The 18,188-nt window shown below is 57.1% G+C and carries 19 protein-coding genes; 11 read left to right on the top strand and 8 right to left on the bottom strand.

All coding sequences use genetic code 11. The annotated features are described in order from the left end of the window. Positions 1-307 precede the first annotated feature (307 nt). The 3 genes from brnQ to malZ all read left to right on the top strand — a co-directional run bounded on the left by brnQ (position 308) and on the right by malZ (position 5,056). On the top strand, positions 308-1,627 hold the full coding sequence (gene brnQ, locus BHE81_RS02855; protein ID WP_004144627.1) for a branched-chain amino acid transporter carrier protein BrnQ: 1,320 nt from the start codon (positions 308-310) through the stop codon (positions 1,625-1,627). 86 nt (positions 1,628-1,713) lie between these two features. Next, a complete protein-coding gene (gene proY / locus BHE81_RS02860; protein WP_009485323.1) occupies positions 1,714-3,087 on the top strand; it encodes a proline-specific permease ProY in 1,374 nt (457 codons plus the stop codon). A gap of 151 nt (positions 3,088-3,238) precedes the next feature. After that, complete coding sequence (gene malZ, locus BHE81_RS02865) at positions 3,239-5,056, top strand: maltodextrin glucosidase (protein ID WP_023302242.1); 1,818 nt, start codon at positions 3,239-3,241, stop codon at positions 5,054-5,056. On the opposite strand, the gene BHE81_RS02870 is transcribed toward malZ, so the two are convergent. Beyond that, positions 5,053-5,955, bottom strand: coding sequence for a LysR substrate-binding domain-containing protein (locus BHE81_RS02870; RefSeq protein WP_002890353.1), 903 nt, complete (start codon positions 5,953-5,955; stop codon positions 5,053-5,055). The genes malZ and BHE81_RS02870 overlap by 4 nt on opposite strands. A 266-nt stretch (positions 5,956-6,221) precedes the next feature. On the opposite strand from BHE81_RS02870, the gene BHE81_RS02875 reads away from it, so the two are divergent. The 3 genes from BHE81_RS02875 (at position 6,222) to BHE81_RS02885 (ending at position 9,488) form a co-directional block, all read left to right on the top strand. Next, positions 6,222-6,863 carry a hydrolase gene (locus BHE81_RS02875; RefSeq protein WP_002890357.1) on the top strand — a complete coding sequence of 214 codons (642 nt, stop codon included), beginning with the start codon at positions 6,222-6,224 and terminating at the stop codon, positions 6,861-6,863. A 186-nt stretch (positions 6,864-7,049) separates the two neighbouring features. Further along, positions 7,050-7,595: an antibiotic biosynthesis monooxygenase gene (locus tag BHE81_RS02880; RefSeq protein WP_002890365.1), complete on the top strand. Its 546-nt coding sequence runs from the start codon at positions 7,050-7,052 to the stop codon at positions 7,593-7,595. Between the two features lie 24 nt (positions 7,596-7,619). Beyond that, positions 7,620-9,488, top strand: a complete 1,869-nt coding sequence (locus BHE81_RS02885; RefSeq protein WP_002890368.1) for an amidohydrolase — start codon at positions 7,620-7,622, stop codon at positions 9,486-9,488. A gap of 58 nt (positions 9,489-9,546) precedes the next feature. On the opposite strand, the gene fba is transcribed toward BHE81_RS02885, so the two are convergent. The 5 genes from fba to BHE81_RS02910 form a co-directional block, all read right to left on the bottom strand. After that, positions 9,547-10,401 (bottom strand): class II fructose-1,6-bisphosphate aldolase, encoded by an 855-nt coding sequence (fba, locus tag BHE81_RS02890; protein ID WP_072145331.1) that lies wholly within the window; start codon positions 10,399-10,401, stop codon positions 9,547-9,549. Positions 10,402-10,436: 35 nt separating this feature from the next. Next, positions 10,437-11,399 (bottom strand): carbohydrate kinase family protein, encoded by a 963-nt coding sequence (locus tag BHE81_RS02895; RefSeq protein WP_002890372.1) that lies wholly within the window; start codon positions 11,397-11,399, stop codon positions 10,437-10,439. A 65-nt stretch (positions 11,400-11,464) separates the two neighbouring features. After that, complete coding sequence (locus tag BHE81_RS02900; RefSeq protein ID WP_004151345.1) at positions 11,465-12,856, bottom strand: PTS ascorbate transporter subunit IIC; 1,392 nt, start codon at positions 12,854-12,856, stop codon at positions 11,465-11,467. A gap of 20 nt (positions 12,857-12,876) precedes the next feature. Beyond that, positions 12,877-13,164 carry a PTS sugar transporter subunit IIB gene (locus BHE81_RS02905; RefSeq protein WP_002890376.1) on the bottom strand — a complete coding sequence of 96 codons (288 nt, stop codon included), beginning with the start codon at positions 13,162-13,164 and terminating at the stop codon, positions 12,877-12,879. A gap of 5 nt (positions 13,165-13,169) precedes the next feature. Beyond that, positions 13,170-13,613, bottom strand: a complete 444-nt coding sequence (locus tag BHE81_RS02910) for a PTS sugar transporter subunit IIA (protein ID WP_002890380.1) — start codon at positions 13,611-13,613, stop codon at positions 13,170-13,172. Between the two features lie 55 nt (positions 13,614-13,668). On the opposite strand from BHE81_RS02910, the gene BHE81_RS28015 reads away from it, so the two are divergent. Continuing rightward, positions 13,669-13,836 carry a hypothetical protein gene (locus BHE81_RS28015; RefSeq protein WP_032410022.1) on the top strand — a complete coding sequence of 56 codons (168 nt, stop codon included), beginning with the start codon at positions 13,669-13,671 and terminating at the stop codon, positions 13,834-13,836. Positions 13,837-13,959: 123 nt separating this feature from the next. On the opposite strand, the gene BHE81_RS02915 is transcribed toward BHE81_RS28015, so the two are convergent. Beyond that, entirely contained in the window at positions 13,960-14,562 is a 603-nt protein-coding gene (locus BHE81_RS02915) for a peroxiredoxin (protein WP_002890386.1), read from the bottom strand. A 127-nt stretch (positions 14,563-14,689) separates the two neighbouring features. Then, entirely contained in the window at positions 14,690-15,271 is a 582-nt protein-coding gene (acpH, locus tag BHE81_RS02920) for an ACP phosphodiesterase (RefSeq protein ID WP_004178734.1), read from the bottom strand. Between the two features lie 74 nt (positions 15,272-15,345). Between acpH and BHE81_RS28020 the strand changes: the two genes are divergently transcribed. The 4 genes from BHE81_RS28020 to yajC all read left to right on the top strand — a co-directional run bounded on the left by BHE81_RS28020 (position 15,346) and on the right by yajC (position 18,182). After that, the gene (locus BHE81_RS28020) at positions 15,346-15,462 is read left to right on the top strand and encodes a hypothetical protein (protein ID WP_004218831.1); all 117 of its coding nucleotides are present in this window, start codon (positions 15,346-15,348) and stop codon (positions 15,460-15,462) included. A gap of 64 nt (positions 15,463-15,526) precedes the next feature. After that, a complete protein-coding gene (gene queA, locus BHE81_RS02925; RefSeq protein WP_002890390.1) occupies positions 15,527-16,591 on the top strand; it encodes a tRNA preQ1(34) S-adenosylmethionine ribosyltransferase-isomerase QueA in 1,065 nt (354 codons plus the stop codon). Between the two features lie 108 nt (positions 16,592-16,699). Then, on the top strand, positions 16,700-17,827 hold the full coding sequence (tgt, locus tag BHE81_RS02930; protein WP_002890395.1) for a tRNA guanosine(34) transglycosylase Tgt: 1,128 nt from the start codon (positions 16,700-16,702) through the stop codon (positions 17,825-17,827). 22 nt (positions 17,828-17,849) lie between these two features. Further along, positions 17,850-18,182, top strand: coding sequence for a preprotein translocase subunit YajC (gene yajC / locus BHE81_RS02935; protein ID WP_002890398.1), 333 nt, complete (start codon positions 17,850-17,852; stop codon positions 18,180-18,182). The last annotated feature ends 6 nt before the right edge of the window (positions 18,183-18,188 follow it).

The raw sequence follows: 18,188 nt of genomic DNA on the forward strand, positions 1-18,188 counted from the left end.
CGCATGATAAGCCACGGGTTTTCTATCAATATGGTAAATGATTCTGGTGTTAAAGACATAACCAGCATAATCATCTGCTTTTGCGATCGTGCCTTGCTTTAAAACGTTATAAGCGTTTAAATTGCGCCTGCGCAGTCGATGACAGACTGCTTTTGCGTGGTAATACCAAAAACAATTCTTTCCCACGCCGCTTCGGGAGCATATCTCGCTGAGTTTACCGGCAATGGCCGCTGTATCGTCCCTGAGAGGGGAGCGCGGTATTTTTCCATTTTTTTACAACACCACATCCACAGGCAGTAATGAATTTATGACCCATCAGTTAAAATCTCGCGACATCATAGCGTTGGGCTTTATGACCTTCGCGTTGTTCGTTGGCGCAGGCAACATTATTTTCCCTCCGATGGTTGGCTTACAGGCGGGCGAGCACGTCTGGACGGCGGCGATCGGCTTCCTGATCACTGCGGTGGGTCTGCCGGTGCTGACGGTGGTGGCGCTGGCGAAAGTCGGCGGCGGCGTTGAAAGCCTGAGCACCCCGATTGGTAAAGTGGCCGGTATCCTGCTGGCGGTGGTGTGCTATCTCGCGGTAGGACCGCTGTTCGCGACGCCGCGTACCGCGACCGTCTCCTTTGAAGTCGGTATTGCCCCGCTGACCGGCGACGGCCCGCTGCCGCTGCTGATCTACAGCGTTATTTACTTCGCGCTGGTGATTCTGGTCTCCCTCTATCCGGGCAAACTGCTGGACACCGTGGGCAATTTCCTTGCGCCGCTGAAAATTATCGCCCTGATTGTGCTGGCGGTCGCCGCCATCATCTGGCCAGCGGGCCCGATCAGCGACGCGCTGGAAGCGTATCGTACGGCACCATTCTCCAATGGCTTCGTCAACGGCTACCTGACCATGGATACCCTCGGCGCGATGGTATTTGGCATCGTGATTGTTAATGCCGCTCGCTCACGCGGCGTCAGCGAAGCGCGTCTGTTGACCCGTTATACCGTCTGGGCTGGCCTGATGGCGGGCGTCGGCCTGACCCTGCTGTATCTGGCGCTGTTCCGTCTGGGCTCTGACAGCGCTACTCTCGTGGATCAGTCCGCCAACGGCGCGGCGATCCTCCATGCCTACGTGCAGCACACCTTCGGCGGGGCGGGCAGTTTCCTGCTGGCGGCGCTGATCTTCATCGCTTGCCTGGTGACGGCGGTGGGCCTGACCTGCGCCTGCGCTGAGTTCTTTGCCCAGTATCTGCCGTTCTCCTATCGCACGCTGGTCTTTGTTCTCGGCCTGTTCTCCATGGCGGTCTCCAATTTGGGCCTTAGCCATCTGATCCAGGTATCGATTCCGGTGCTGACCGCTATCTATCCGCCGTGTATCGCACTGGTTGTATTAAGCTTTACCCGCAGTTGGTGGCATAATTCGTCCCGCGTTATCGCGCCGGCCATGTTTATCAGCCTGATGTTTGGTATCATTGACGGGATTAAGTCATCGGCATTTGCCGCGATTCTGCCGGACTGGACCGCGCGTCTGCCGCTGGCGGAGCAGGGCCTGGCCTGGCTGATGCCCACCGCCGTGATGACCATTCTCGCGGTGATCTGGGATCGCGCAGCCGGACGTCAGGTGACTTCCAGCGCGCATTAACCGGCGGTGAGGACAAGCGTTTAACCACGGGACTTCGGGTTCCGTGGTTTTTTATTTTTTGTGTTAAACGGCATTGAAAAACCACGATGGAAAGTAGTAACAAGCTTAAGCGCGGGCTAAGCACCCGGCACATTCGCTTTATGGCCCTGGGTTCCGCCATCGGCACCGGGCTTTTTTACGGCTCGGCCGACGCCATTAAAATGGCCGGACCCAGCGTACTGTTGGCCTACATTATCGGCGGCGTCGCGGCATATATCATTATGCGGGCGCTCGGTGAGATGTCGGTGCATAACCCTGCCGCCAGCTCATTCTCCCGCTATGCCCAGGAAAACCTCGGCGGACTGGCGGGCTATATCACCGGCTGGACCTACTGCTTTGAAATCCTGATCGTCGCCATCGCCGACGTTACCGCCTTCGGCATCTACATGGGCGTCTGGTTCCCGACGGTGCCGCACTGGATCTGGGTGCTCAGCGTGGTGCTGATCATCTGCGCCGTCAACCTGATGAGCGTCAAGGTGTTTGGCGAGCTGGAGTTCTGGTTCTCGTTCTTCAAAGTGGCCACCATTATCATCATGATCCTCGCCGGGTTCGGCATCATTATCTGGGGGATCGGCAACGGCGGCCAGCCGACGGGGATTCATAACCTGTGGAGCAACGGCGGCTTCTTCAGCAACGGCTGGCTGGGAATGGTTATGTCGCTGCAGATGGTGATGTTCGCTTACGGCGGCATCGAAATCATCGGCATTACCGCCGGTGAGGCGAAGGACCCGGAGAAATCCATTCCGCGCGCCATCAACTCGGTGCCGATGCGCATTCTGGTGTTCTACGTCGGCACGCTGTTCGTCATTATGTCCATCTACCCGTGGAATCAGGTGGGAACCGACGGCAGCCCCTTCGTCCTGACCTTCCAGCATCTGGGCATTACCTTCGCGGCCAGTATTCTTAACTTCGTGGTCCTGACGGCTTCGCTGTCGGCGATTAACTCCGACGTGTTCGGCGTGGGCCGTATGCTGCACGGCATGGCTGAGCAGGGCAGCGCGCCGAAGGTGTTCGCTAAAACGTCGCGTCGCGGTATTCCGTGGGTGACGGTGATGGTGATGACCATTGCGCTGCTGTTTGCGGTATACCTAAATTACATCATGCCGGAGAACGTTTTCCTGGTGATCGCCTCCCTGGCCACCTTCGCCACGGTGTGGGTGTGGATTATGATCCTGCTGTCACAGATAGCCTTCCGCCGCCGTCTGTCGCCCGAAGAGGTTAAGGCGCTGAAATTCAAAGTCCCTGGCGGGGTGTTGACCACGGTGATCGGCCTGCTGTTCCTGGCCTTTATTATCGCCCTTATCGGCTATCATCCGGACACCCGCATCTCGCTGTACGTCGGTATGGCGTGGATTGCGCTGTTGCTGCTCGGCTGGGTCTTTAAGACCCGCCGTGAGCGCCGCCTGGCGCAGGCTCAGTAATCGACATCGCCCCGGTCAGCATCGCGCGGCCGGGGCGGCTTGCGGTCCCGCGTCCTCCCCCGTTATCCTCCCCCAAAAAGTTCTGAGATGATGAGTTCTGCGCCCGGCGGCTATGGCAAGGTGTGCCCATTCTGCACAATGAGGATTCACGATGTTGAAGGCATGGCACCTTCCGGTTGCACCCTTTATCAAGGTGCAACAGGACCGACTGTTTATTACTCTGTGGTTAAGCGGTGAGTCGCTGCCGCAGCGGATCACGCTGCGCGCGGAAGAGGATAACGAAGAGCTGTCGCTGCCGATGCAGCGGCTCCGCCAGGCGCCGCAGCCAGGCGTGGTGGCATGGCGCGGCGAAATCTCTCTCGCCAGCGGCCAGCCGCGCCGCCGCTACAGCTTTAAGCTGCTGTGGGCCGACCATCAGCGCTGGTTTACGCCACAAGGCTTCACCCGATTCCCGCCGGCCCGACTGGAGCAGTTCGCCATTGACCTGCCGGACGCCGGCCCGCAGTGGGTGGCCGATCAGGTGTTCTATCAAATTTTCCCCGATCGCTTTGCCCGCAGCGCCGCGCGTGACGCCGACCAGGATGCGGTCTATTACCATCACGCGGCGGGACGGGAGATTGTGCGCAAGGCGTGGGACGACCCGCTTACCGGCGAGGCGGGCGGGTCGACGTTCTACGGCGGGGATCTCGACGGCATCAGCGAAAAACTTCCCTACCTGAAGCAGCTCGGCGTAACCGCTCTGTATCTGAACCCGGTTTTCGCCGCCCCCAGCGTGCATAAATACGATACCGAGGATTATCGGCGCGTCGATCCGCAGTTTGGCGGCGACGCGGCGCTGCTCCGGCTGCGCCACAACACCCAGCGGGCGGGAATGCGCATGATCCTCGACGGCGTGTTCAACCATACCGGCGATTCCCATCCCTGGTTCGACCGTCACCAGCAGGGCAGCGGCGGCGCCGGCCACGATCCGGACTCCCCGTGGCGCGACTGGTTTACCTTCTCAGAGGAGGGGCAGGCGCACAACTGGCTGGGCTATGCCAGTCTGCCGAAGCTCGACTATCGGTCGACCAGCCTGGTCAACGAGATCTATGCCGGTGAAGACAGTATCGTACGCCACTGGCTGAAGGCGCCATGGAGCATGGACGGCTGGCGTCTTGACGTGGTGCATATGCTGGGCGAAGGCGGCGGGGCGCGGAATAACCTGCAGCATATCGCCGGCATTACCCAGGCAGCGAAGCAAGCGCAGCCGGAAGCTTTTGTCTTTGGCGAACATTTTGGCGACGCGCGCCAGTGGCTGCAGGCGGATGCCGAAGACGCGGCGATGAACTATCGTGGCTTCACCTTCCCGATCTGGGGATTCCTCGCCAATACCGATATCTCTTACGATCCGCAGAAAATAGACGCCCAGACCTGTATGGTGTGGATGGATAATTATCGCGCCGGGCTGTCGCATCAGCAGCAGCTGCGGATGTTCAACCAGCTCGACAGCCATGATACGGCGCGTTTTAAATCTCTTCTTGGCAAAGACGTAGCGCGCCTGCCGCTGGCGGTGGTGTGGCTGTTCAGCTGGCCGGGGGTACCGTGCATCTACTATGGCGACGAGGTGGGCGTGGATGGCAATAACGATCCGTTCTGCCGCAAACCGTTCCCGTGGGATCCGGCGCTGCAGGATACCCAGCTGCTGGCGCTGTATCAGCGGATGGCGAAACTGCGTAAGGCCCACCAGGCGCTGCGCTATGGCGGCTGTCAGGTGATTTACGCCGAGGATAACGTGGTGGTGTTTGTCCGCGTCTACAAACAGCAGCGGGTGCTGGTGGCGATTAACCGCGGGGAAGCCTGCGAGGTGGTTATTGAAGATTCCCCGCTGCTGAACGTGGCCGGGTGGACGCTGCAGGAGGGCGCCGGCGCCTTCCAGGACGGGGTGCTGACCCTCCCGGCCATCTCCGCCAACGTCTGGTCCGGCCGTTAATGGTAGAGCTGGCTCAGCAGGTCGCCGCGGAGGAGCGCCTCCCGCCACCAGCGCTGAGCCAGCCCATCATTCCCGCTGCGCCAGGCCATATAGGTAATATCCTTTTCCCGCCAGCAGGCGACGCTTTTCTCCACCAGACTGCCTTTTACCAACCACGGGCGAGCGATATGGCGCGGCAGAAAGCCGCAGCCCAGCCCGGCGCACAATAGTTCGACTTTACTGGCGAAATCATCGACGCCGATTTGCGGCTGCTCGTCGAGGAGATTGCTGTTGAGCGGATGGCAATAGCGGGCGCTGTCGCGGATCACGATGGCCCGATGCTGGCTGAGCTGTTTATTGGCCAGTGGCTCCTTCGCCTGAGCCAGCGGGTGATGGGGGGCGACGACGAAGATGTTATCCAACGCGCCGAGGGTTTGCCATGACCACTCCGCGGAGGTGGGCGGCTCATTGATGGCGCCGAGGATAATATCCGCCCCATGATGGGTCAGCTCTTCCCACGAACCGGCGAGGGTGTGATGGCTGAAGTTCAGTCGCGTCTGTGGGTTTTGCGCGTAAAACTCGGCGATCAGCGGCAGCAGGGCCGAAAAGGGAAATGAGGCGTCAAGGGCGATGGCTAGCTCTCGCTCCCAGCCCGCGCTCAGCTGCTGGGCCTGCTTTTCCAGATCTCTGGCGGCACTTAAAAGCTGTCGCCCCTTCTCCAGCATCAGCCGGCCGGTATCGGTAAATTTTGCCCGATGGCCGGAACGATCCAACAGCACGATGTTCAGATCGCTCTCCAGCTTCTGGATCATATAGCTCAGAGCGGCGGGGGTTTTATACAGCGACTCCGCGGCGGTGGCGAAGGATCCGTGGCGGTCAAGGGCATCAAGGATCATCAAAACATCAAAGTTTACGCGCATATGAAGCTATCCATTAATTTGTTTTCTCTGTTGTACCTAAGCGCAATAATCAAAGCCAGTGAATAAATCAGAACAGTTTGGCGTAAAAATTTGATTAAAACAGGCGTGAATAAATCCTGGTCGCGGCAAAAAATATAAACCATAAAAAATCCTTAATAACTTGTTAGAAATAACTGGCTATACTCACCATGCTTTATCAGTCAGGATCCACACGACGCATTAATCATCATGTCATCTTTTTAACTAATTGATTAAGAAGGTATTTAATGTCTATTCGTGAACTGCTCGATCCCACTAATTCCGCGCTTATCTTTATTGACCATCAGCCGCAAATGTCCTTTGGCGTGGCGAATATCGATCGCCAGACCCTGAAAAATAACACCGTGGCGCTGGCAAAAGCGGGCAAAATTTTTAATGTACCGGTGATTTATACCTCCGTAGAGACCAAAAGCTTTAGCGGCTATATCTGGCCGGAATTATTGGCCGTGCATCCTGACGTCAAGCCGATTGAACGTACCTCCATGAACTCCTGGGAAGACGATGCGTTTGTGGCAGCGGTGAAAGCGACCGGCCGTAAAAAGCTGGTGATCTCCGCTCTGTGGACCGAAGTCTGCCTGACCTTCCCGGCGTTGATGGCGCTGGAGGCGGGCTACGAGGTCTATGTAGTGACGGATACCTCCGGCGGCACCTCTGTCGACGCCCATGAGCGGTCTATTGACCGGATGGTGCAGGCGGGGGCGGTGCCGGTGACCTGGCAGCAGGTGCTGCTGGAGTACCAGCGCGACTGGTCGCGCAAAGCGACCTACGATGCGGTAATGGACCTGGTGCGCGAACACAGCGGCGCCTACGGGATGGGCGTCGATTACGCTTATACCATGGTGCATGGCGCGCCGGAGCGTAAAGCGTAAATCACTCCATCCTTCAGGCTGCTGCGTTGTTGGCTGCGTTTGTCCGTCCCCAGCTACTGAATTTATTCAAGTTCACGGGGACGTGCCCGCCTGCCGCTTCAACGCAGCATGAAGGATGTTGTGTCAGATCATTTATGGAGAGTGGCAGGAGAAAACCAGCCATTTCCCTGAAGCAAGGAACTCGTCATGGCGCAGCAAAAATCGGTGACCCTGGTTATCAGCCATCTGCTCGATCCGCAACACAGCCAGCGCTACGAAGAGTGGCTCGGTAAAATTATGCCCATTGCGGCAGAATTTCCCGGCCATCTTGGGGCGAATGTGATCCGGCCCGCCGCAGGGCAGAATCTGTGGAGCGTCATAATCCGCTTCGATACCCTGGAGCACCTCTACGCCTGGACGCAGTCGGAAACCCGTCGGCAACTGGTGGCTGAGATTGCCCCACTGCTGACGGAAGGCGATCGGACTGAGGTGCGGACTGAACCGGCCTTCTGGTTTACCCCGCCGACGGTGAACGTACGCCAGCCGCGGCGCTGGAAACAGTTTCTGATCACCCTGCTGGTGATTTTCCCCAGCACCAACCTGGTGCCTGCGGTGACCGGCATGCTGCTGCCGTCGCTTAAGGGGAGCCTGCTGCTGCACCTCATCAATGATGCCTGCGTGGTTGCGCTGGTGGTCTGGTTCTGGATGCCCATCGTGACCCGCCTGTTTGCTGGCTGGTTGAAGAAAAACTGAGTCAGCCTCCTCAAGGAGTGCGTTATGTCGCAAACTGCCACACTGATTCTGACCCACGGTCAGATTCATACCCTCGATCGTGCGAATCCCCTGGCGGAAGCCGTGGCCATCGCCGACGGAAAAATTGTTGCCACCGGAAGTCACGATCGGATCATGAGCTTTGCCGCCGAGGGGACGCAAATCGTCGATCTCAAAGGGCATACGGTGATCCCGGGCCTCAACGATTCTCACCTGCACCTGATCCGCGGTGGGTTGAACTACAACCTTGAGCTCCGCTGGGAGGGCGTCCCCTCGCTGGCGGATGCCCTGCGAATGCTGAAGGATCAGGCGGATCGCACGCCGTCCCCGCAGTGGGTGCGGGTGGTCGGCGGCTGGAGCGAATTTCAGTTCGCCGAGCGGCGGATGCCGACCCTGGAAGAGCTGAACGAGGCGGCGCCTGATACGCCGGTGTTTGTGCTCCATCTCTACGATCGCGCGCTGTTGAACCGTGCGGCGCTGAAAGCCGTGGGATATACCAAAGAGACGCCGGATCCGGCGGGCGGCGAGATCGTCCGCGATAGCCACGGCAACCCGACCGGGATGCTGATCGCCAAACCGAACGCCATGATCCTTTACGCTACGCTGGCCAAGGGGCCGAAGCTGCCGCTGGATCTGCAGGTGAACTCCACCCGTCAATTTATGCGCGAGCTGAACCGACTGGGGCTGACCAGCGCCATCGACGCCGGCGGCGGCTTCCAGAACTATCCGGAAGATTACGAAATTATCGAACAGCTGCACGCGAAAGATCAGATGACCGTGCGCATCGCCTACAACCTGTTTACTCAGCGGCCGAAGCAGGAGCTGGAGGATTTCGAACGCTGGACCGACATGCTGAAGCCGGGGCAGGGGACTGACTTCTATCGCGCCAACGGCGCCGGCGAGATGCTGGTATTTTCGGCGGCGGATTTTGAAGATTTCCTGCAGCCGCGGCCGGATCTGCCGCAAGGCATGGAGGATGAGCTGGAGCGGGTGGTACGCCATCTGGTGGAGCATCGCTGGCCGTTCCGCCTGCATGCCACCTACGATGAGTCCATCAGCCGGATGCTGGACGTGTTTGAGAAGGTGAACCGCGATATCCCGTTTAATGGCCTGCACTGGTTCTTCGATCATGCCGAGACCATTACCGAGCGTAACATTGAGCGGGTGAAGGCGCTGGGGGGCGGTATTGCGGTGCAGCATCGGATGGCCTTCCAGGGCGAATATTTTGTCGATCGCTACGGCAAAGAGGCGGTGAAACATACCCCGCCGGTAGCAAAGATGCTGGCGCTGGACGTGCCGGTGGGGCTGGGCACCGATGCGACCCGCGTCGCCAGCTATAACCCGTGGACCGCGCTGTACTGGCTGGTCTCCGGGCGCACCGTTGGCGGGATGGCGATGTATGACGACGCCAACCGCCTGCCGCGCGATGTCGCGCTGGAGCTGTGGACGGCGGGCAGCGCCTGGTTCTCCAGCGAGCAGGGCAAGAAAGGCCGTCTGGCCGCCGGTCAGCTTGCCGATCTGGTGGTGCTGTCGAAAGACTACTTCAGCGTCGCGGAAGAGGAGATCAAAGGCATTGAGTCGGTGCTGACGGTGGTTGACGGCAAAGTGGTGTACGCCGCCGGTCACTTCTCGCCGCTGGCGCCGCCGCCGATCCCGGTGCTGCCGGAGTGGTCGCCGGTGGTGAAGGTCCCGGGCCATTACCGTTCCGCTCCGCCGGCGACGGCTAAAATCGGCGCCATGGTGCAGATGCACCAGTGCTGCGGTAGCTGTGGCGTCCACGGCCATCAGCATGATATTGCGCGTAAGTCGTCGATTCCGGTCTCTGACGAGCAGGCCTTCTGGGGCGTGCTGGGCTGTTCCTGCTTTGCTTTTTGATACCTGAAACCACCGCCCCGGCAGCGTCGGGGCGGTGGTTTCAGCCGCAGGCCCGGCGTCAATAGCGCTGCTCTGAGCCAAAGAGCGCCATGCGGCGGGCAATCATCTCGCGTACCGGCTGCAGTCCCTGGGCGATGACTTTCCGCGGATCGTTCACATCGTGCCCGGTGTCGGCGGCGAAAATTGCTTTCACCTGTTGGCACCAGGCGTACATATTTTCGGTATTAACGTTAATCTTGGCGGTGCCGCAGGCAATCGCCCGGCGCATATCCTCATCGGCAATTCCGGTGCCGCCATGCAGCACCAGCGGAACCTTCACCTGCTCGGCAATGGCTTTCATCTCGGTAAATCCCAGTCGGGCTTTACCTTTATACAGACCATGGGTGGAGCCCAGCGCGGCGGCGAGGCAATCCACCTGGGTTTCTGTCACCAGGGTGTAGCACTCCTGGGGATCGGCGTAGATGACTTCGGAATTGACAATGCCGTCTTCACTGCCGGCGATGGTCCCCAGTTCGGCCTCCACAGAGATACCTTTGCTGTGCGCCAGCGTCACCAGGTGGCGGGTAATGGCCAGGTTTTCCCTGAACGGCAGATGCGAGCCATCAAACATAATGGAACTGAAGCCGGCGGCGATCGCCGCTTCGCAGGCCTCCTGGGTAGTGCCGTGATCCAGATGCAGCGCCACCGGAACATCAATATGCAAATACTCCATGGCGTTAACCACGATGTCATGAATACATTTTAACCCGAGCATATGCTTAACCGTGCCGCCGGACACCCCCAAAATAACCGGTGAGCGGCACTGCTGGGCGGTGCTTAATACGGCGCCGACCCATTCCAGATTATTAATGTTGAACTGACCGACGGCGTAGCCGTCCCGCAGGGCATGCTGAAGCATGTCCTTCATCGACACTAACATATTCACCTCTTGATATTTATTAAATGCAGTTATTCTTCAAAATATTGCGTTAAGTTTCTCTCGTAGCTATTTAACGAGTGGTGGACGACCGCCAGGTCCGGCATCGATTCCCGAACCCCTTTTTTCTCAATAGAAATGGCGGCGGTCAGGCTGGCAAATAAAATAATGTTATCGATATGCCATGAGTAATGGACGCCATAGGTGAAGGCGCCGTGAAATACATCCCCGGCGCCGGTGGTATCAACGGCATTGCACAGCCAGGACGGGACGATCTGCAGCATACCGCTTTTTAAAAAAGCGCAGCCTTTTTCGCCAAGGGTAATAAATGCTTCACCGCGGCAAATTTTATTCAACTCAATCAGGGCCGCTTTAATTTCTGCTTCGGTGCTCAGCGAGCGATAGCTCATATAATCGCGGGCGAAATGTTCGCTCACTACAAAATAGTCAGTCCAGGCCGCCAGTTTAATATTGCTGGCGCGCAGTGACCCGCCGTCCATCACGACCCTGGCGTTGGGCAGTTTCTTAATTAAATATTCACTGATTTCCGCCTCATGGCCGTCAATTAAAATGGTGACCGGCTCCTCGCTGGCAATCAGTCGCTCGGCGAGGTCGTCCAGTTTGAGCTTTTGCTCGTAGGTCAGGGAAGGCGGCGTTTGCATCTTGCGGGTAATAATCGTCCGCGAACCCGTTAAGCGATTGACCAGCACCGAGGCCAGCGGGGTGATCATGTCATCAGAGAAAACCACCTGGCTGGTATCCACCCCCGCCTCGGCAAACTCATCGATAATGCGCTGACCGTAAAGGTCCTGCTGCAGATGACCAATGTAATAAACCTCCTCGCCCCATAATCCCAGCAGCCAGGCCGCATTGGCCGCCGGACCGCCGCCGCTTTCAATAAAATCATGACAAAAGTTTTTGGTATTCTCCTGGGGCCATTCATTGAGAAAGAAAAACTGATCGAAACAAGCAAATCCAATGGACAAAATAGCCATAACCGCTCCTGATTATTTGTCAGCGGCGGAAAGCGTGGCCCTCCCGCCGGGAAAAATGACCTCGCTTATTCATTTTTCTGCTTCGCCGTCAGCTCCTCATAGCTGAGCGTGTTGCCCACCACCTGGACGTGACGGAAGCAGAAAGGCGCCAGCAGCGCGACGAGCAGCGCCAGACAAATCAGATAGATAGTGATCTGACCAAACTGGGTGAACGCATTCCCGATAATGATGCCCCATACCGCGAAGTCGAAATCGGCGAAGGTGCTGTTTTCAAACCCGAGGTTGCCGAGCGCCGGCAGCAGCATCGCCGGCAGGAAGGCGAGGAAGATCCCGCCGATAAAGGAGGCGATGATACATCCGCGCTTACCGCCCAGTTTGTCGGCGAAGACGCCGGACGTGCCGCCGCAGAAGAAGTGCGGCACCATGCCGGGAATAATCAGCGCCATGCCCAGCCCGCCGAGCAAGAGCATCCCGACCAGCCCGCCCACAAAGGAGCTGATGAATCCCACTACCACCGCGGTGGGGCTAAAGGTGAAGAACACCGCGCAATCAACGGCCGGGATGGAGTCCGGGATCAGCTTCTGGCTGATGCCCTGGAACGCCGGCACCAGATCGCCGAGGATCAGCCGCACGCCGTTATAGACAATGGCTACGCCAACGGCGAACTGCAGACCGGTCAGCACCGAGAAGATCAGCATGTTTTGGTCGGTGATGGTGCTCAGGTACGCCGACCCGGCGACAGCGCTGCAGACAAAGTAGATAACAAACATCACGATACCGGTGGTGACCGTGGTATCGCGCAGAAAGCCCCACTTTTCTGAAATTTCGGTATCGGCGAAGGAATTTGCCGGATTGCCGGTCCGGCTGGCGATCCATGCCGAGAGGTAGTAGCCGAGAGAGCCGAAATGGCCCATGGCGATCCCGCCGTCTTCGGTTACCTGCCTGGTGTAACGCTGACCGATGGCCGGGGAGATGGCCGACCATGAGCCCAACAGGAATCCACCGATCAGGATCAACATCCAGCCCTGGAACTCCGCCGCCTGCAGAACGGCGGAGAACAGGCAGGCGAGAAAGAACGAATGATGGCCGGTCAGAAAGATATATTTATACTTGGTACAGCGGGCGATAATCAGATTGAAAATAAAGCCTAACAGTAAAATACTCATGGTTTCCACGCCCAGCATTTTCTGGGCGACGGAGACAATGGCTTCATTGTTCGGAATAACGCCGCGGATATTAAATCCGGCCTCGATAATACCGCCCAGCGGATTGAGATTGGCAACGATAACGCCTGCCCCAGCGCTCAACATCAAATAGCCTAAAATCGGCTTTAATGTGCCGGTAAGCAGTTTGTTACCGGGGGAGCGCAGCGCCACTAAACCAACAAAGGCGATAAGCCCCATTAAAAAGGCGGGTTGACTGAATATTTCCGTTAAGAAACTAAGAATAGCCTGCATGGTCGTTCCCTCTATGCTGATTAAGAGTGAGTCGCAGCAATTTTCATCAGCGCATCGGTAATATCCTCGGCGATCTTCGCTTTATGGACGTAGCTGCGAATGATGGCGACATGACAGTGGGCCGGAAATTGATTTGCTAGTTCTTTGATCGTGACGTAAAGGTCGGCTTTTTCCCCGACGGCGTTAGCAAAATCGACCGAGGCGACGTCCGCTTTGATGCCTAATTCGTCACAGATCTTTTTCACATTATTCGCAGCCATCAATGAGCTGCCAATACCGTTACCACAAACCGTTCTGATAACTAACATAATGACTACTCCATTTGTTTTTGAATGAAATGTAAGACTGAATTAACGTCATTTTCCTGCTGAAGAAAGGTCACAATATCTGACTCGATCAGCGAGGCTATCAGTTGGATCATTTTGATATGACTGTCAGCATCGGCGCCGGCGATCGCGATGACCACGGAAACCGGATCGAACTCATCGTGGCCGAAGGAGATTGGCGTGGCGGTGGTGACAAGTGAGAACCCGGTCTGTAATGCCCCTTTTTCCGGCCGGGCATGCGGCATGGCAATCCCGTCATCTATCACGATGGCGGCGCCAAAATCTTCATATACCGTCAGCATCTCGTTGACATATTCGGCGCTGCAAATCTGGCGCCTGGCAAGTAATGAACCCGCCAGTTCGATGGCCTCTTCCGCACGGGAAATATTCTGCTTAAGGGCGATTAACGACGGGTCAAAAATAATTTCCATCCTCAGCTCCTGAACGTATTCCTGTTCCTGAGTTAAATCATGACCAAATACATTGATGAAAATGATGGATGAGATCACATCCGCGGTTTTAAATATTGATGGGGATCGCATCGACGGCAAAGTACCGGCAGAAAACGATATAAATAATTTATATGTTTTTCAGGCTGTTATGAAGGCTTTGTATTTTGACGCTGAAATTTGCCAGAGAAAAAGTGAGAGGTAGGGCGAATTTTTTCGGCAGAAGTGTATCGCTGGTCACAAATATCGGCGGGTCATTTTCTTAAATTTTGACGCCGCTAACAAAAAAGGCCCGCCTGAGCGAGCCTTTTATTAAAACGCGTGCCGATTACAGGCTGGAGACGTTTTCGGTCAGGTATTTTGCAACGCCTTCCGGAGAGGCGGCCATACCTTCTTTTCCTTTTTCCCACTGCGCCGGGCAGACTTCGCCGTGCTCTTCGTGGAACTGCAGGGCGTCTACCATACGCAGCATTTCGTCGATGTTACGGCCCAGCGGCAGGTCGTTAACCACCTGATGACGAACGATGCCGTTGGCGTCGATCAGGAAGGAGCCGCGCAGCGCTACGCCTTCGTCCGGATGCTCAATACCGTAAGCTTTCTGGATTTCACGTTTGATGTCAGCAACCATCGCGTATTTAACCGGGCCGATACCGCCCTGGTCTACCGGGGTGTTACGCCATGCGTTGTGCACGAACTCGGAGTCGAAGGAAACGCCAACCACTTCCACGCCGCGTTTCTGGAATTCTTCGTAACGTTTGTCGAACGCGATCAGCTCAGACGGGCACACGAAGGTGAAGTCCATCGGCCAGAAGAACAGAACGGTAGGTTTACCGTTGGTGTGCTGTTTGAAATTGAATTTCTCAACGATCTCACCATTACCCAGCACAGCGGCTGCAGTAAAATCCGGCGCTTGACGAGTGACCAGAACCATTTGATTCTCCTGTAATTACTAAGGTTATTTGGAACGCAACGCGGGCAAGTATAGAGCCTGCCCGGCAATAACACAAAGAGGCGCTAACAATCGTTCAGCCAGCTTTTACCTATCAATGACGTGGCTATTACAGCTGTTTGTTTTCTGCCAGGCGCATCATCTGCGGATAAAAGCGCCAGAACTGCGTCTCCAGACGGTCGTAATGGGTATCCAGATCCTGCCAGGAGTCGCGTAGCGCCTCGAGACGTGGACGGCGGCTGGCCATGCCGTTCAGCACGCGCTGAATAAAATCCATTTCCCGATAGCGCTCCAGCCAGCGCTCCGACCACAGATATTGATTGAGATTGACGAAGCGGGGCGGCGAGTCGGGCAGGATGGGGACGATCTGCCGCTCGGCGTAGCGTACGAACTCGTCCAGCGGCAGGTCAGGGGAGAGCTGCGCCCAGTGCTGGGACAGGAAATGATCCCACATGACGTCGAGGGTGATGGGGGCGACGCGGCGGGTCTGCGGGCGAAACCACTCCCGCGCCTCTTTGACTTCCGCCAGGTTGTCAGTCATCACGTCAATCCGCCGATGCATAAAGATGCCGTCGATGATTTCCGCCGGATAGTCGCCCTGCGGGTTGCCGCGCACGAAGTCGGCCATCAGGTTGCCGGGCAACGAACTGTCGGCGAGATGGGCCAGGTGCAGGTGGGCGAGAAAATTCATAAAACGACATCCTTTAAATACGAGCGGGCAGGTGGAAACACCGATGTTGCGCTGAACGCCGCCTCGGTGGCCGAATGGCATGCTGTCTGGCCGCGCGCGGCACCTTTGCCACCGGTAAGGCATTCGGTTGCCGCATGGCGGCATTCGGAATGATTTGGAATATAGATTATGTCATTCATCCGGAGGGGTAAAGGTTGCAGCCAGACCGCCCCGGCACTAGACTACCCGCCTCTTTATTCAGTCTGAGTTACCGTCATGCGCGTTACCGATTTTGCTTTTGAACTACCCGAATCTCTGATCGCCCACTATCCGATGCCTGAGCGCAGTAGCTGTCGCTTGCTCTCCCTGGACGGGCCGACGGGCGCGCTGACGCATGGCACCTTCACCGACATCCTCGATAAGCTCAATCCCGGCGATCTGCTGGTGTTTAACAACACCCGGGTGATCCCGGCGCGTCTGTTCGGTCGTAAGGCCAGTGGCGGCAAGATTGAAGTGCTGGTGGAGAGGATGCTGGATGATAAGCGCATTCTGGCCCATATTCGCGCCTCGAAAGCGCCGAAACCGGGCGCCGAACTGCTGCTGGGCGATGACGAAAGTATTAAGGCCACGATGCTGGCGCGCCACGGCGCGCTGTTTGAAGTGGAGTTTAACGACGAGCGCCCGGTGCTGGAGATCCTTAACGGGATCGGCCATATGCCGCTGCCGCCCTATATTGACCGCCCGGACGAAGACGCCGACCGCGAGCTCTATCAAACCGTCTATGGCACCAGGCCGGGCGCGGTAGCCGCCCCGACCGCCGGTTTGCATTTCGACGAACCGCTGCTGGACAAACTGCGCGCCAAAGGCGTTGAGATGGCGTTTGTCACCCTGCATGTGGGCGCGGGCACCTTCCAGCCTGTGCGCGTCGACAGCATTGAAGAGCACACCATGCACTCCGAATATGCCGAAGTGCCGCAGGAGGTGGTCGATGCGGTGCTGGCGGCGAAAGCGCGCGGCAACCGCGTGATCGCGGTGGGCACCACCTCGGTACGTTCGCTGGAGAGCGCGGCGCAGGCGGCGAAAGACGCGCTGATCGCGCCGTTCTTCGACGATACGCAGATTTTCATCTACCCGGGTTATCAGTACCAGGTGATCGATGCGCTGGTGACTAACTTCCATCTCCCTGAATCCACCCTGATTATGCTGGTGTCGGCGTTTGCGGGTTATCAGCACACCATGAACGCCTATAAGGTGGCGGTTGAGCAGAAATATCGCTTTTTTAGCTACGGGGATGCGATGTTTATCACGTACAATCCGCAGGCTATTTCTGAGCGTCCCTGAAAAGGCCGGTACGCCGGCTTGTAGACGCCATAACGCATTTTTTAGCTACGGAATCATTCCGTGGCGAGTATGAAAACGTCGGACTGTTTTTCTGACGCAGGAGCAAGCATGAAATTTGAACTGGATACCACCGACGGTCGCGCCCGCCGCGGTCGCCTGGTGTTTGAGCGCGGCGTGGTGGAAACACCGGCCTTTATGCCCGTTGGCACCTACGGCACCGTCAAAGGGATGACGCCGGAAGAGGTGGAAGCCACCGGCGCGCAGATTATTCTCGGCAACACCTTCCACCTGTGGCTGCGCCCGGGTCAGGAGATCATGAAGCTGCACGGCGATCTGCACGATTTTATGCAGTGGAAAGGACCGATCCTGACCGACTCCGGCGGTTTCCAGGTGTTCAGCCTTGGCGATATCCGTAAGATCACCGAGCAGGGCGTCCACTTCCGCAATCCGATCAACGGCGATCCGATTTTCCTCGATCCGGAAAAATCGATGGAGATTCAGTACGATCTCGGCTCTGACATCGTGATGATCTTCGACGAATGTACGCCGTACCCGGCGGACTGGGATTACGCCAAGCGCTCAATGGAGATGTCTCTGCGCTGGGCGAAGCGCAGCCGCGACCGTTTCGATAGCCTTGGCAATAAAAATGCGCTGTTCGGCATTATTCAGGGTAGCGTTTACGAAGATTTACGCGATATCTCGGTGAAAGGTCTGGTAGAGATTGGCTTTGATGGCTACGCTGTCGGCGGTTTGGCGGTTGGTGAGCCGAAGGAAGACATGCACCGTATTCTGGAGCACGTCTGCCCGCAGATCCCGGCCGATAAACCACGATACCTGATGGGCGTCGGGAAGCCGGAAGATCTGGTGGAAGGGGTACGTCGCGGTATCGATATGTTCGACTGCGTCATGCCGACGCGCAACGCGCGTAACGGCCACCTGTTCGTCACCGACGGCGTGGTGAAAATCCGCAACGCGAAGCACAAAAGCGATACCGCGCCGCTGGACGCCGAGTGTGATTGCTATACATGTCGCAATTATTCACGCGCTTACTTGCATCACCTCGACCGTTGCAACGAAATATTGGGCGCGCGTCTCAATACCATTCATAACCTGCGCTACTATCAGCGTTTAATGGCTGGTTTACGCAAGGCTATCGAAGAGGGTAAATTAGAGAGCTTCGTGACCGATTTTTACCAACGTCAGGGGCGCACCGTGCCTCCTTTGAACGTTGATTAATTTTAATAATGAGGGAATTTCAATGAGCTTTTTTATTTCTGATGCGGTAGCGGCAACGGGTGCACCGGCGCAGGGCAGCCCGATGTCTCTGATTCTGATGCTGGTGGTGTTCGGTCTGATTTTTTACTTCATGATCCTGCGTCCACAGCAGAAGCGCACCAAGGAACATAAGAACCTGATGAACTCCATCGCCAAAGGTGATGAAGTGCTGACCAACGGCGGTCTGGTCGGTCGCGTGACCAAAGTAGCGGAAACTGGCTACATTGCTATCGCGCTGAACGATACCACTGAAGTGGTTATCAAACGTGACTTCGTTGCTGCCGTTCTGCCGAAAGGCACCATGAAGGCGCTGTAATCCAAC

This window comes from Klebsiella sp. AqSCr, from assembly GCF_008452795.1.
Lineage (GTDB): Bacteria > Pseudomonadota > Gammaproteobacteria > Enterobacterales > Enterobacteriaceae > Klebsiella > Klebsiella pneumoniae.